This is a genomic window from Pseudomonas lundensis, assembly GCF_015377145.2.
Taxonomy (GTDB): Bacteria; Pseudomonadota; Gammaproteobacteria; order Pseudomonadales; family Pseudomonadaceae; genus Aquipseudomonas; species Aquipseudomonas lundensis.
In genome coordinates, this window is sequence record NZ_CP062158.2 from 4,303,354 (window position 1) to 4,318,573 (window position 15,220).

Consider the following 15,220-nt stretch of genomic DNA (forward strand, 5'->3'; position numbering starts at 1 on the left):
ATAAAAAACCCACTAAGGCGGTTATGTGTAACCGCTTTATTGAGGCTTCATCACCCGCCGCCAGGAGGCAGCGGGCATACCTTTGAAAAGCGACTCACTGCCCCGATGAATAAGTACCTGTTCTCCAGCCTTTGCCTGCTGACCGTCACCGCTGCGCAAGCGGACGACACTGCACCGTCCTTGATGCTACCTGCCGCGACCATCACGGCCCCTGAAGCCGATGACTCCCACATCGACCTCAAGACCGCCACGTCTACCGGTTCGCGCCTGAACCTCAACAGTCTGCAAACTCCGGCCAGTGTCGAAAACCTGACCGGCGCGCAGATCCGGGCCCGTGGCGATCGCAGCGTTCAAGACGCCGTGACCCGCACCACCGGCATCAGCAACACCGGCACACCGGGTAACGGCGGCTCTGCGTACTCGGCCCGCGGTTTCGTCGGCGAAGGCTCGGTCATGCAGCTGTATGACGGCGTGCGCCTGTACAGCGGCGCAGGCACCGTGACCTTCCCGGTTGACGATTGGTCGGTGGAACGCATCGACGTCCTGCGCGGCCCGGCGTCCGTGCTGTATGGCGAAGGCGCGACAGGCGCGGTGATCAACGTGATCCCGAAAAAACCGTTCAGTGGCGACATCGAAAACCACGTGCGCATCGGCTACGGGTCCTATGACACCCGACAACAAGCGCTGGACAGCGGTGGCTCACTGACAGACACCCTGAGCTACCGGTTGAACATCAACCACACTCAAAGCAACGGCTGGATCGACCATGGCGATTCAGAAAACACCTTCATCAGCGCCGCCCTGCGCTGGCAGGCCACGGATGACCTGGCCTTCACGCTGAGCCACGACTACGGCGACCAGCAACCGCAAAACGACTTTGGCGTGCCGTTGATCAACGGCCGTTACCACAAGGGTCTGCGCGACAAAAACTACAACGTGCGCGACGCCAAACTGCACTACAACGATCAGTGGACGCGCCTGAACACCGAATGGCAGATCAGCGACACCCTGAGCGCCAGCAACGAACTGTATTACTTGAAAGCCCAGCGGCGCTGGCAGAACGCCGAAAACCATGCGTGGGACCAGGCCAGCCAAAGCCTGTTGCGTAGCGGGTTTTTCAGCATCAAGCACGATCAGGAACAACTCGGTGACCGTCAGACCTTCACCCTCAATCACGACCTGTTCGGCCTCAACAGCAAAACCCTGGTGGGCATGGACTACAACCGCATCCACTTCAGCCTGCACAGCAATGCGCCGTATGACGATGTCGCCCCCAACGGCCAACCTGTCGATCTGTACCACCCAAACCGGGGCCAGTTCGAGAGTGCTTCGCCGTACCGCGATCAATTCACCAGCACGACGCAGCAGGTGTCGCTGTTCGCCGAAAACCGCACTGAGCTGACCGACCAACTGTCGCTGGTCACCGGCGTGCGCCGCGACATCGTGCACCTGGATCGCGATGATTTCGCCGAAAACGGCGACACCACCCGCAGCGACCGTGGCCTGTCCGCCAACAGCTGGAAAGTCGGCCTGGTCTATGAACTGACCCCGGACATGTCGCTCTATGCCCAGCAGGCCACCAGCGTGGATGGCGTCGGCGGGTTGATCAGCCTGAGTCAGAGCCAGCAAGACTACGGTCTGGCCCATGCGCGTCAGACCGAGGTCGGTTTCAAGCAGATGTTCTGGGACCAGCGGGGCGAATGGACGCTGGCGGCGTATCACATTGTCAAAAAGGATTTGCTGACCACTGACCCCGCGAACGTCACTCGCACCCTGCAAGTGGGCGAGCAATCGTCAAACGGTCTGGAAGCCAGCCTCGACCTGCAACTGCCGAACCGCTGGGCGCTGCAAGCCAACGCCTCGATCGTGCGGGCGCAATACGACACCTTCAACGAAGACGGCGTATCGCGCAAAGGCAACCGCCCCACCGACGTCCCCCGTCGCACCGCCAACCTGTGGGTGAGCAAGGTCATCACCGACGACGTGAACGCAGGCGCCGGAGTGCGCTATGTCGATGCGCGTTACGCCGACACGGCCAACAGCGTCGAACTGCCGAGCTACACCGTGGTAGACGCCACGGTGAGCTGGCACGCCCTGCCGAACACCACCCTGGGCGTGCGGTTGAATAATTTGTTTAATCGCCAGTACGCCGTAACCCAATACAATGGCGGCCAGCAATGGATCATGGGCGAGCCGCGCTCGTTCTTTGTGACGGCCGATTACGCCTTTTAACGTTTGACCTGGACACTTATGCCGCGCCTCACCCTCACGCAACTCGCCTGGTCCCCCCTGGGGCACGGTCATTGTCATCACCAGTTCCACCTGCGTGACGCCAACCTGCACGTGGCCGCCGGCGAGTTCGTGGGGTTGATCGGGCCCAATGGCAGCGGCAAAACCAGCCTGCTGCGGTGCGCCTACCGCTTCAGCAAGCCCGAAGCCGGCACCGTTCACCTTGAGCAACACAACCTGTGGCAACAATCCCCCCGCTGGAGCGCGCAACGCATTGCCGTGGTGTTGCAAGAATTCCCCGATGCCTTTGGCCTGACCGTCGATGAAGTGGTCGCCATGGGCCGCACCCCGCACAAAGGGCTGTTTGACGGCGACACTGTCACCGACCGCCAGTTGGCGCAAAACGCCCTCGCGTCCGTGGGCTTGCAGGGCTTTGAAGACCACGCGTTTGCCACCCTGTCGGGCGGTGAAAAACAGCGTGTGATTCTGGCCCGCGCCCTGACCCAGCAACCGGACCTGCTGATCCTCGACGAGCCGACCAATCACCTCGACCCGCGCTATCAACTGCAACTGCTGCAATTGGTTAAACGCCTGAACATCGGCACCCTCGCCAGCATCCATGACCTGAACCTCGCCGCCGCTTTTTGCGACCGCCTGTATGTGATCGACCACGGCAAAATCGTTGCCAGCGGCACGCCTCGCGAGGTGCTGACCGTCACCCTGCTGCGCGAGGTGTTTGGCGTCGACGCCCTGATCGATGAACATCCGCTGGCCGGCTACCCGCGCATCACCTGGATAACCCAACCATGAACCTGATCCGCCTCGTTCTCTGCGTCTGCGCTGTGTTCGGCACTCAACTGGCCCAGGCCGACGCCACCCGCTACCCGCTGACGATCCAAAGCTGCAACCGTGACGTGACCTTCAATGAAGCCCCCAAGCATGCCGTCAGTCATGACATCAACATGACGCACATGATGCTGGCCCTCGGCCTGAAGCCGCACATGACCGGTTACAGCGGCATCAGCGGCTGGAAGGCCGTCACCCCGCAAATGAAGGTGATCCTCGACGGCCTGCCCGAACTGGCGAGCAAGTACCCGTCCGTTGAAACGTTGCTCAATGCCAATGTGGATTTCTTCTTTGCCGGCTGGGACTACGGCATGCGTGTGGGCGGCGACCTGACTCCCCAGACCCTGACACCGCTGGGCATCAATGTGTACGAGCTGACCGAGTCTTGCGCGTTTGTCATGAAGCGCCCGCCAGCCAGCATGGAAGACACCTACAACGACCTGCGCAACCTCGGCAAAATCTTCGACGTGCAGGACCGTGCCAACGCGCTGATCGCTCACATGCAGCAAGAAATTTCTGAGGTGCAAAAGACCCTTCCCGCCTCAAAACCGCGGGTCTTCCTGTATGACAGCGGTGAAGACCGCGCCATGACCAGCGGCCGTCTGGGCATCCCGCACGCGCTGATTGAAGCGGCAGGCGGTAACGACATCCTCAGCGACATCGACGCCAGCTGGACGCGCATCAACTGGGAAACCGTGGTCGAACGTAATCCCGAGGTGATCGTGATCGTCGACTACAGCGAAGTGACGGCCGAACAGAAACAGCACTTCCTGGAAACCCACCCCGCGCTGCAATCGGTGGACGCAATCCGTCACAAACGCTTCATCGTCATCCCCTACGTCCAGGCCACGCCGGGTATCGACAACGTGCTGGCCATCCAGACCCTGGCCAAAGGCTTTCATCCGCAATGATGGCGCGTCGCTATGCGCTATTGCTGTTGGGGCTGGGCGCTGTGCTGCTGGTTTCGTGCGTCGTGTCGCTTGGGTTCGGCCCGGCGCGGGTGCCCGTGGACGTGGTGTGGCACATCGTGCTGCACAAGCTGTTCGGGATTGGCGAGGTGAACTGGAGCGCCGGGCAGGAACACATCGTGTGGCTGATACGGGTGCCGCGCATGCTGCTGGGTGCGCTGGTCGGGGCCGGGCTGGCCTTGATCGGCGCGGTGCTGCAAGCCGTGACCCGCAACCCGCTGGCGGACCCGCACCTGCTGGGCGTCACCAGCGGCGCCACCTTGGGCGCCGTGATCGTGGTGCTGCACGTGGGCGAGATCATCGGTTTACTGACCCTGCCCATCGCGGCCTTTATTGGCGCGTTGCTGAGCATGCTGCTGGTATTGGTCATCGCCAGCCGTCAGGGCCGACTGGACAGTGACCGCCTGCTGTTATGCGGCGTGGCGGTGTCGTTTGTGATGATGGCCGTGGCCAACACCTTGCTGTTTTTGGGCGACCACCGCGCCAGTTCCGCCGTGCTGTTCTGGATGCTCGGCGGTCTGGGGCTGGCGCGCTGGGAACTGCTGGCCATCCCCGGCGCCAGCGTGTTGCTGGGGCTGGTGCTGCTGTTGGGCATGGCCCGCCCGCTGAATGCCCTGATGGCGGGCGAACAAACCGCCGTCACCCTCGGCCTGAATGCACGCAACGTGCGCCTGCGGGTGTTTCTGATCGCCTCGCTAATGACCGGCGTACTGGTGGCCATCAGCGGTTCGATTGGTTTTGTCGGCTTGATGATCCCGCACATTGCCCGCCGTCTGGTGGGTGCAGAACATCGCCGCTTGCTGCCGGTCTCAGCGCTGCTGGGCAGTGTGTTTCTGGTCTGGGTCGACGTCGCGGCCCGCACCCTGATCGCCCCTGAAGACCTGCCCATCGGCGTGGCGACGGCGGCGATTGGCGGGTTGTTTTTTATTGGCCTGATGCGCAAACGCTAAAGCTCGTCATGCCAGGGCGCGGAAGGCGTGTCCGCGCCGTTGGTGGGCACCAGTTGCACCTTGCGAGGATCGTCCCACTCGAACAACCCCGGTGCAGGCTCGATGTTGATCGTCAAGGTGTGCTGCACCTCGCCCTTGTTCGGCCAAGTGCGGCTGACCGTAATCACGCTCAGTTGCCCCGTATTGAGAACGCGGGTCAGCAGCTCGACGGGCTTTTGAGGCTCGGGCGCCTTTTCGTAGTAACGGCGAGTGGTGCGGTCAGGTTCATAGTTCTCGGCAAAGTACCCCTCATAGGTCAGGTTTGAGCCGCTGATGGACTCACACAGTTGCTGCGTCGCCAGGGTCGCGCCGCGCCGGTATTTGAGCAGGGCGCCATCATTGGTCGAGTGGTAGATCACCTCAAAACTGTTGTCACTGTCATAGGTTTTTAGCAGGCGGGTGGCGTAGCAAATATCCACTGGCCAGAACATGTTGTTCAGCAAGTTATTTTCAAGCGCGCTGTAACCCGCCTGCGATGAATACGCCCGCGAAAACAGCAGGTGCTTGCGCGAATACCCGGCGGCAAACAGCGGCACCGGGTGCAACTGGCCGTCCACGTGCTTGTGGGTGAACAGCAGGGTTTGCGGCGCATTGGCCACTTCCCCGCCCGAGTTCGGCTCAATGGCGACATAGGTGTTGTAGTCGGCCTTGCCCAGAATGGCGGCGACCACATTCAACTGGTTGGGGTGCGGGATGTGCGCGTGCACATAGCGGGCGGCGTCATCGGGGTGGGCAAACACCGGGCTGAGCGGGAAGCGTCGGGTGGCCGGAAACGGCATCGCCGCCGCCTTTTTATAAGGCACCCACTGTTGCGTAACGTGCCCCGGTGCATTCCACAGGGCGCTCTTTATTACGACCTCCAGTTGGCCGTTGGCCGCCACCTGATGCACGTACTCCGTCACGTGCAATTCACCGTTCAGGATCTGCGTCAGTAACGGGCGGCCCCAAGAACCAAACAGACCGGAGGTCAGCTGTGCCCACAGGTTGACCGGCACATAGCTGAGCAACGCGCCGTCGTTAGTCGACAGGTACAGCGGCACGTCGCCCGTGAACGCGCCCCGCTGCTGTTTGACCAGGTTCACCAGACCCAGCGCGTCGGCAAAATCGTCAGGGGTCACAAACCCCAGCAGCGTATTGAGGTTGCGCACGTCCTTCACGTGCGAGGGTGATGAGAAATACGTCGCGGGCGTTCCCAGGTAAACCCCATGGATTTTGAAATCGCCGGGCAGTGTGTTGTCGCGCTCGGAGGGTTTGCGGGGGAACACCCGATCCAGCCCCAGACCGCCACCTTCGAGCGGGTACGTCGCGACAAACTCTTCGCTGTGAACACTCTTGAGAATAAAACCGAACTGGCGCTTCGTGCGCGCCCCCATGCGGTGGTGGGCATAGCGCGCCGCATCCTGCGCCTGGGTAAACACCGGGCTTAAGGCGGGCTGCTCGGTCGCCAGTGGCACGGGTGCCGGTTCAGGTGAAGGCTTCCAGTGGGTCGTGACCTTGCCCGGATTGCCCCAAAGGGTGTTGCCTTCCACCACATACAAATCACCGGTGCGCACGATCTGCCCCACGTATTCGGTGGCCTTGAGCGTATGCGTGCGCAACTTGAGTTGCAGCGCGTTGTGCCGCACGTTTTCAGGGTTGCTCACCGGGGGGGCGACGCGAGCAAGGAATTTCTTTTCCCGGTCAGTGCCACTGGGCACGTATTTGAGCAACGCGCCTTGCGGGGTCGACAGAAAGCGCACCGGCGCCCAGTCACGGTCCTGGATGGCGGCACACACTTCATGGGGTTCCAGCATGTCCGCGTAGAGCTGTTGTTCGACACCCGGCGGCAACAACATCGAGTCTTGCGGCCGATGAGAATGGTAAAAACCCACAATGGTTCCGCCCGTGGGGGTCAGGTCAAGGCGTTCAGCGGGGATGATGCCGTAAGGATCAAAGGTCTCACCGCGACCCGCCAACGGCTCGGTGGCCACAAAGCGCTGGTCGAGGCGCTGAAATATCAACCCTCCGAAGATACGGTCCGCATTCGGTGACTTTTTAATCTTGCGGTGAACATAACGGGCAGCGTCATCCATCGTTAAAAAAGACGGGCTCAAGGCCCTGCGACTCAGGCGCGCATAAGGCGTCCAGTGTTGATCGACCGTGCCTGGCAACCCCCACAGATCGCTGTGGTACAGCACCTTCAGCGTCCCCATTTGCGCCAGCCGATGGACATAGGCCGTGGGGGTAACGTGGCCGCCCAGCAGGTCACGCTTGATCGCCAGCCCACCCCCTTCAGCCAGGCTGAGCGTTCGCATATAAGGTTCTTCGGCCAACGTGCTGGACGGTTGATACTCAAGCAAGGCGCCGTCACGCACCGTGATGTAGAGGGGCAGCGGTGCCACGTCCCGCCCAAACCGAAGGGCCAGTGACAGGCGAATGCCCTGCGCCATGGCGTCGGGCTCGACGAAACGCTTGTAGACCTGACGCTGCTGCGCGGGCACCTGATCCGGCGCGTGATACAGGTTGTCGCAGTAATACTGGGCCACCACATCCAGATTACGGGGGATGACCACAGCCCCCGCTGCGTTGAGCGTGAACACGGCGTCAGGTTTAAACAGTTTTTCAGCGCCGGGCACGGGCTCAGTCGCCAGGTATTGCTCCTGATCCTTGTACTTGAGGAGGTAGCCGAACTGCTGTTCAGGTTGTTGGTACAGGCGCAGCCGAGTGTATTTCACCGCATCCAGCAGGCTTGAAAACACGGGGCTGTAGGCCGGTTGCTGAATCTGCTTGTTTGGCCCCTGAGGAAGCGTCGCCGGGTTGTAAATCTTAAAGTCTGCGTCGACCTTTCCGACTTTCCAGCCCCAGATGTCATTGGTTTGAATCACGCTGAGTTCACCAACAGCCGCTAACTCATGCACGTAACTGATCAACTGCTTGGCTCGGACCAAACCTTTCTGATAGTTCTGCACCAACGCGGCCTCTTGCTCGGACCCGCTGGGTACATATTTGATCAGCGAACCATTGAGGCCCGATAAATAACCTACGCCTGCGAACCCGCGCATGCCCACGGTGAACACCACATCGGGGGGTGAGAAGAAGTTCATCGACGTCTCGACCGACTCTTTTGACCACTGCGCAAAATACCGCTTCACCTCGGCGTAGTTGTTGGGGTGCGAGTGATAGAACGCATGGCAGGTATAACCGGGGGGGTGCAAAAAATTATTGTCGGCGTCTGTCGACAGCACCAGCTCGTGAGAGAACATCCTGCTCTCACCCTTGACGGGTAACGTGGCGAAAAACTTTCCGTCATGGTGTTGCAGGATGACTCCGCCGTACTCGCCCTCACGTCGATCGCCAATCATTTCGTGGGCGAAACGGGCCGCATCATCGGCATACGCAAACGCCGGGCTTAAGGCGGGCAGCGGCACCGTTTTCGCGGCCGTGCCGCGCTCGATGCGCTCGTGGAAAAATTGGCTCACGTTCACTCTCCTGATTCAGATGATTTAGCGCAACGCGGTCGCGCTTCCACATCATCAGGAGCCGCCCCGAAGGGAGGTCATATTTAAATAATAAAATCCCGCGCGTCTCAAACGCCCCCGTTCAGACGTCCCTTCGCAGCCGGTGCCCGTCTCCCGTGCCAGGCACCAAGGCGGCGCACTCGCGTGCACCGCCAGCCCTGACGGGCGCTCTGATGGTGCGAAAAAAAGCACATTTTGTGTGCAAACCCCGGTTTCAGAGGCACCGACCAATCCGGCACAGCCCTTGCTATAGCCCTTGTCAGTGCAGGTATTGGCTCGCCAACCATCAGAACTCTGGAGATCGCACCATGCAGCGTCGTCACTTGATCAAAGCTTTCACCCTCACAGCCTCCATCGTTGCCATGGGCATGACCTGGACGGTGCAGGCAGCCGAGACCATCAAGGTCGGCATTCTGCACTCGCTGTCCGGCACCATGGCGATCTCCGAAACGTCGCTCAAAGACATGGCGTTGATGACCATTGATGAGATCAATGCCAAGGGCGGCGTGAACGGCAAGCAGCTTGAAGCCGTCGTGGTCGACCCCGCCTCGAACTGGCCGTTGTTCGCCGAGAAGGGGCGCCAGTTACTGACGCAAGACAAGGTCGCCGTGGTGTTCGGCTGCTGGACCTCGGTGTCGCGCAAGTCGGTATTGCCCGTGTTTGAAGAACTCAACGGTTTGCTGTTCTACCCGGTGCAATACGAAGGCGAAGAAATGTCGCCCAACGTGTTCTACACCGGCGCCGCGCCGAACCAACAGGCCATCCCGGCCGTCGAGTACCTGATGAGCGAAGACGGCGGCAGCGCCAAACGCTTCGTGCTGCTGGGCACCGACTACGTGTACCCGCGCACCACCAACAAAATCCTGCGCGCCTTCCTTCACACCAAAGGCGTAGCGGATAAAGACATCGACGAGGTCTACACCCCGTTCGGCCACAGCGACTACCAGACCATCGTGTCCAACCTCAAAAAGTTCTCGGCCGGGGGCAAGACGGCGGTGATTTCAACCGTCAACGGCGACTCCAACGTGCCGTTCTATAAAGAGCTGGCCAACCAGGGCATTAAAGCCACCGACGTGCCGGTAATTGCGTTCTCGGTAGGCGAAGAAGAACTGCGCGGCATCGACACCAAACCGCTGGTAGGCAACCTGGCAGCGTGGAACTACTTCCAGTCGGTGGAAAACCCGGTCAACCAGAAATTCGTGGCCGACTGGAAGGCCTACGCCAAACAACACAACCTGCCGGGCGCCGACAAAGCCGTGACCAACGACCCGATGGAGGCCACCTACGTCGGCATTCACTTGTGGGCGCAGGCCGCGGAGAAAGCCAAGTCCACCGACGTGGACAAGGTCCGCGAAGCGCTGGCCGGACAAAGCTTTGCCGCGCCTTCGGGCTACACCCTGACCATGGACGCCACCAACCATCACCTGCACAAGCCGGTGATGATCGGTGAAATCCAGCCGGACGGGCAGTTCAGCGTGGTATGGCAAACCGACGGCCCGATCCGTGCCCAGCCGTGGAGCCCGTATCTCCCGGGCAACGACAAAAAACCGGATCACCCGGTGAAAGGTCAATAACACCGTCAAAGGCCCCTCTTCCCCTCGACCTTCGGGGAGGGAGAGGACGCCGCGCTTACAGGGACGCACACGATGCCCACTGCCTTTTACCGCTTTATCGTCGCCTGCCTGCTGCTCGTGCCGTTGGGTGCGCAGGCCGATGACGCCAGCGACTTTGCCGCCGCCAGCCTGCCCACACAGGTCGCGTTGCTGGAGGGCTGGGCCGCCCAACCCGAGCCTGCGCGAACCACACTGCTCAGCGGGTTACAGAACGGCCAATTGATCGTCGATGGCCAGCCTAAAACCGTGCGCCTGAACAACCGCCTGCGCAGCTTGATCGAGACCGCACTGGCCAGCCATCAACTGCTGGCGGCGGACCCCACACAGCGCCTGAGCGCCGCGCAACAGCTGCAAAAAACGGCCCGCCCTGCCCAGCTCGCACTGCTCAATCGTCGCCTGACCCTCGAAACCGATGAGGGGGTACGCACCGCCCTGAGCCTTGCATTGGCCAACCTGCAACTGGTGGACGCCGACCCCGCCGTGCGGCTGGCGGCGGTGCGCCTGCTGGGCGAAACCGGCGAACCGTTGGCCCGTACCCGACTTGAAACCTTGCTGCAACCGGACGTCGAAACCGATGCCGGCGTACGCACCGCCGCCGAAACCAGCCTGGCGCAAGTCACGCGCCAGTTGCTGATCGGCGATCTGCTGGGCCAGGCGTTCAGCGGCCTGTCACTGGGCTCGATCCTGCTGCTGGCGGCCCTCGGGCTGGCAATCACGTTCGGTCTGTTGGGCGTGATCAACATGGCCCACGGCGAAATGCTGATGCTCGGCGCTTACGCCACGTACTGCGTGCAGGTGCTGGTCCAGCGTTTTGCACCCGCCGCCATCGAGTTCTACCCGCTGCTGGCGCTGCCCGTGGCGTTTTTCGTCACGGCCGGGGTGGGCATGGTGCTGGAGCGCACGATCATTCGTCACCTCTACGGGCGACCGCTGGAAACCCTGCTCGCGACTTGGGGCATCAGCCTGATCCTGATTCAACTGGTGCGCCTGCTGTTTGGCGCGCAGAACGTCGAAGTGGCCAACCCGGCGTGGCTGTCGGGCGGCGTTCAGGTATTGCCCAACCTGGTGCTGCCGTACAACCGGCTGGTCATCATCGTCTTCGCGCTGGCGGTGGTGTGGCTCACCTGGCTGTTGTTGAACAAAACCCGTCTGGGCCTCAACGTCCGCGCCGTCACCCAAAACCGCAACATGGCCGCCTGCTGTGGCGTGCCCACCGGGCGCGTGGACATGCTCGCCTTCGGCCTCGGCTCGGGCATTGCCGGGCTGGGCGGCGTGGCCCTGAGCCAGATCGGCAACGTCGGCCCCGATCTGGGCCAGGGCTACATCATCGATTCGTTTTTGGTGGTGGTGCTGGGCGGTGTTGGGCAATTGGCGGGCACGGTGTACGCGGCGTTGGGACTGGGCATCGCGAACAAAATCCTGGAACCGCAGATCGGTGCGGTGCTCGGCAAAATCCTTATCCTGGGGCTGATCATTCTGTTCATTCAGAAACGCCCGCAAGGCCTTTTCGCGCTTAAAGGACGGGTGATCGACTGATGAACCAGCCATTGCTAATCACCGCAACACAAAAAGCCGGACCGACTGCTACGGCGCTGATCGGCGTGATCGCGCTAGTGATCCTGCTGGCGTTGCCGGCGCTGTCGTTGCTGCCTGCCGACAGCCCGCTGCACGTGTCGGCGTATACCCTGACGCTGGTCGGCAAAATCCTGTGTTACGCCATCGTCGCCCTGGCACTGGACCTGGTGTGGGGCTACGCGGGCATGCTGTCCTTGGGCCACGGCCTGTTCTTCGCGCTCGGCGGCTACGCCATGGGCATGTACCTGATGCGTCAGGCGTCGGGCGATGAGCTGCCGGCTTTCATGACCTTCCTGTCATGGACCGAGCTGCCGTGGTACTGGGTGGGCACCGATCACTTCTGGTGGGCCATGTGCCTGGTGGTGCTGGCGCCAGGCTTGCTGGCGCTGGTGTTCGGGTTCTTTGCTTTCCGCTCACGGATCAAGGGCGTGTACTTCTCGATCATGACCCAAGCCCTGACCTTCGCCGGGATGCTGCTGTTTTTTCGCAACGAGACCGGCTTTGGCGGCAACAACGGCTTCACTCACTTTCGAACAATCATGGGCTTCGGCATCACCGAGCCCGCGACCCGTGCAGCGTTGTTTTTCGCCACCGTGGTGCTGTTGGTCAGCAGCCTGTTCCTCGGCTGGCGCCTGGCACGCAGCAAGTTCGGGCGCGTGCTGACCGCCGTGCGCGATGCCGAAAACCGCCTGATGTTCTGCGGCTACGACCCGCGCGGTTTCAAGCTGTTCGTATGGGTGTTGAGCGCGGTGCTGTGTGGCCTGGCTGGCGCGCTGTACGTGCCGCAAGTGGGGATCATCAACCCCGGCGAAATGTCGCCCACCAACTCCATTGAAGCGGCGGTGTGGGTGGCGCTGGGCGGGCGCGGCACGCTGATTGGCCCGCTGCTGGGCGCGGGCGTGGTCAACGGCATGAAAAGCTGGTTCACCGTAGCGTTCCCCGAATACTGGCTGTTTTTCCTCGGCGCGCTGTTTATCGTCGTCACGCTGTACCTGCCCAAGGGCGTCATCGGGCTGTGGCACAAAAGGGGTGATCAATGAGAAATGTGTTGCTCGAACCCATGCTCGAACCCAACAAGGATCAGGGCAGCAGCCGCGATGCCATCGGTCTGGGGCAGGCCGCTGGCACGGGGCTCAACACCCGCCACAGCACAATCCTGACCCTGGAAGGCATCAGCGTCAGCTTTGATGGCTTCAAGGCCCTTAACAACCTGAACCTGTACATCGGCGTCGGTGAGTTGCGCTGCATCATCGGCCCTAACGGCGCAGGCAAGACCACGATGATGGACGTCATTACCGGCAAGACGCGCCCCACCGAAGGCCAGGCCTGGTTTGGTGAAACCCTCGACCTGCGGCAGATGAGCGAAGTGCAGATCGCCCAGTCGGGAATTGGCCGCAAGTTCCAGAAACCCACGGTTTTCGAAGCGCTGAGCGTGTTCGAGAACCTGGAGCTGGCGCAAAAAACCGACAAGTCGGTGTGGGCCAGCTTGCGCGCCACACTGACGGGCGAACAAAAAGATCGCATCGACGAGGTCCTGCACACCCTGCGCCTCGCCCACGCGCCGCATCGCCCGGCCGGGCTGCTGTCCCACGGGCAAAAGCAGTTTCTGGAAATCGGCATGTTGCTGGTGCAAGACCCGGCGTTATTGCTGTTGGACGAGCCGGTGGCCGGCATGACCGACGCTGAAACCGAGTTCACCGCCGAGCTGTTCAAAAGCCTGGCGGGCAAGCATTCGCTGATGGTCGTGGAACACGACATGGGCTTCGTGGGCTCGATTGCCGACCACGTCACCGTGTTGCATCAGGGCAGCGTGCTGGCCGAGGGGTCGCTGGAACACGTGCAAGCCGATGAACGCGTGATTGAGGTGTATCTGGGTCGTTGAGTCATCGGGCCCGCAGCGGCGCCGTCAAAAGGGGACACACATGTTGAAGGTTGAAAAACTGCATCAGTTCTACGGCGGCAGCCACATCCTGCGCGGGCTGTCGTTTGCCGTCAGCGTCGGTGAGGTCACGTGCCTGCTGGGCCGAAACGGCGTCGGCAAAACCACCCTGCTCAAGTGCCTGATGGGCTTGCTGCCCGTCAAGGAAGGCGACGTGCAATGGGAAGGCCAGACCATCACCTCGCTCAAACCTCACCAACGGGTGCATGCCGGGATTGCCTACGTGCCTCAGGGCCGGGAGATTTTCGGGCGCCTGACCGTGGAAGAAAACCTGTTGATGGGCCTGTCGCGTTTCCCCGGCGCCGAGGCCAAAGCCGTACCGGCGTTCATTTACGAACTGTTTCCGGTGCTACTGGAGATGAAGCATCGACGCGGCGGCGACTTGTCCGGGGGCCAGCAACAACAGCTGGCGATTGGCCGCGCACTGGCCAGCCGCCCACGGTTGTTGATCCTCGACGAACCCACCGAAGGCATCCAACCCTCGGTCATCAAGGAAATCGGCGCGGTCATCAAGCAACTGGCCGCACGCGGGGACATGGCGATTTTGCTGGTGGAACAGTTTTACGACTTTGCCGAAGAACTGGCCGATCAATACTTGGTGATGTCACGGGGCGAAATCATTCAGCAAGGCCGCGGTGAAAATATGCAAACAGACGGTGTGCGCGGCCTCGTGACGATTTAATCTGTAACTCTTTGTTACCTGGCTGAGCCCCCCATGAATCTACCCGCCAACACCGCCCTGTTCACCCCCCACTGGCTCGCCGAGCTGGAGCTGGGCTATGGGCGTTTTGGCGACAGCACGCGCCCGACCTTTCGCCGTCACTGCGGCCCCTTGCGCGTGCAAAAACACCTGTACGCCGAAGGGCCGCAGGTGTGCCAACACATCATCGTGCACCCGCCCGGCGGCATTGCCGGTGGCGATCAGCTCGACATTCGCGCCAGCGTCGGCCCAGATGCCTGGGCTCAACTGACCAGCCCCGGCGCGGCCAAGTGGTATCGCGCGGCAGGCCCGGCCTATCAACGCATTGAGTTAACGGTCGCAGCGGGGGCCACGCTGGAATGGTTGCCCCAGGAAACCATCGTCTTCAGCTCGGCCCAGGCCGAACTGAGCACCCGCATCGAGCTGCAAGGCGATGCGCGGCTGTTTTACTGGGACATGATTGCGCTGGGCAGGCAGGCCAGCGGCGAACGGTTCGAGCGCGGGCACTTCCAGTCGCACCTGGATATTCGCCGCGATGGCCAGTTGCTCTGGCATGAGCGCCAGCGCATTGTAGGCGGCGACGGTCTGCTGGACTCGCCCATCGGGCTGGACGGCAACCCGGTGTTTGCGACGCTGCTGGTGACCGGAGACGTCAGCCCCGAACTGCTCGACGCCTGTCGCTCATTGCCTCACCCGGTACGCGGCGACCTGACCCAACTGCCGGGTCTGCTGGTAGCCCGCTGCCTGGCGGGCGAAGCCTTCCAGGCACGCGGCTGGCTGATTGATCTGTGGCGACTGCTGCGCCCCGCGTTGCTGGGCCGTGAAGCGCTTGCGCCGAGAATCTGGAGTACCTGAAGCACCGTT

At 61.7% G+C, this 15,220-nt stretch carries 11 protein-coding genes; 10 read left to right on the top strand and 1 reads right to left on the bottom strand.

The window, feature by feature from the left end:
- Positions 1-105: 105 nt before the first annotated feature.
- The 4 genes from IF654_RS20230 to IF654_RS20245 are packed head-to-tail and all read left to right on the top strand — an operon-like array spanning position 106 to position 4,993.
- Positions 106-2,232, top strand: coding sequence for a TonB-dependent receptor (locus tag IF654_RS20230; protein ID WP_094987584.1), 2,127 nt, complete (start codon positions 106-108; stop codon positions 2,230-2,232).
- An 18-nt stretch (positions 2,233-2,250) separates the two neighbouring features.
- Positions 2,251-3,039 (top strand): ABC transporter ATP-binding protein, encoded by a 789-nt coding sequence (locus IF654_RS20235; RefSeq protein WP_047282019.1) that lies wholly within the window; start codon positions 2,251-2,253, stop codon positions 3,037-3,039.
- Entirely contained in the window at positions 3,036-3,986 is a 951-nt protein-coding gene (locus tag IF654_RS20240) for an ABC transporter substrate-binding protein (RefSeq protein ID WP_047273182.1), read from the top strand. The genes IF654_RS20235 and IF654_RS20240 overlap by 4 nt, the downstream gene beginning before the upstream one ends.
- Positions 3,983-4,993, top strand: a complete 1,011-nt coding sequence (locus IF654_RS20245) for a FecCD family ABC transporter permease (RefSeq protein WP_047273181.1) — start codon at positions 3,983-3,985, stop codon at positions 4,991-4,993. Before IF654_RS20240 ends, IF654_RS20245 begins: the two co-directional genes overlap by 4 nt.
- Here IF654_RS20245 and IF654_RS20250 read toward each other — a convergent pair.
- Positions 4,990-8,490 (bottom strand): DUF4329 domain-containing protein, encoded by a 3,501-nt coding sequence (locus tag IF654_RS20250; protein WP_194862115.1) that lies wholly within the window; start codon positions 8,488-8,490, stop codon positions 4,990-4,992. The two genes, IF654_RS20245 and IF654_RS20250, sit on opposite strands and share 4 nt — an antisense overlap.
- A 347-nt stretch (positions 8,491-8,837) precedes the next feature.
- Between IF654_RS20250 and urtA the strand changes: the two genes are divergently transcribed.
- The 6 genes from urtA (at position 8,838) to IF654_RS20280 (ending at position 15,211) form a co-directional block, all read left to right on the top strand.
- Complete coding sequence (gene urtA / locus IF654_RS20255; RefSeq protein WP_194862114.1) at positions 8,838-10,103, top strand: urea ABC transporter substrate-binding protein; 1,266 nt, start codon at positions 8,838-8,840, stop codon at positions 10,101-10,103.
- Positions 10,104-10,175: 72 nt separating this feature from the next.
- Positions 10,176-11,678 carry an urea ABC transporter permease subunit UrtB gene (gene urtB, locus IF654_RS20260; RefSeq protein ID WP_094987586.1) on the top strand — a complete coding sequence of 501 codons (1,503 nt, stop codon included), beginning with the start codon at positions 10,176-10,178 and terminating at the stop codon, positions 11,676-11,678.
- Entirely contained in the window at positions 11,678-12,757 is a 1,080-nt protein-coding gene (gene urtC / locus IF654_RS20265) for an urea ABC transporter permease subunit UrtC (RefSeq protein WP_194862113.1), read from the top strand. The genes urtB and urtC overlap by 1 nt, the downstream gene beginning before the upstream one ends.
- Positions 12,754-13,599 carry an urea ABC transporter ATP-binding protein UrtD gene (gene urtD / locus IF654_RS20270; protein WP_083332990.1) on the top strand — a complete coding sequence of 282 codons (846 nt, stop codon included), beginning with the start codon at positions 12,754-12,756 and terminating at the stop codon, positions 13,597-13,599. The genes urtC and urtD overlap by 4 nt, the downstream gene beginning before the upstream one ends.
- Before the next feature lie 40 nt (positions 13,600-13,639).
- Complete coding sequence (gene urtE, locus IF654_RS20275; protein ID WP_047279963.1) at positions 13,640-14,338, top strand: urea ABC transporter ATP-binding subunit UrtE; 699 nt, start codon at positions 13,640-13,642, stop codon at positions 14,336-14,338.
- A gap of 33 nt (positions 14,339-14,371) precedes the next feature.
- Positions 14,372-15,211, top strand: a complete 840-nt coding sequence (locus IF654_RS20280) for an urease accessory protein UreD (protein WP_194862112.1) — start codon at positions 14,372-14,374, stop codon at positions 15,209-15,211.
- Positions 15,212-15,220: the final 9 nt, after the last annotated feature.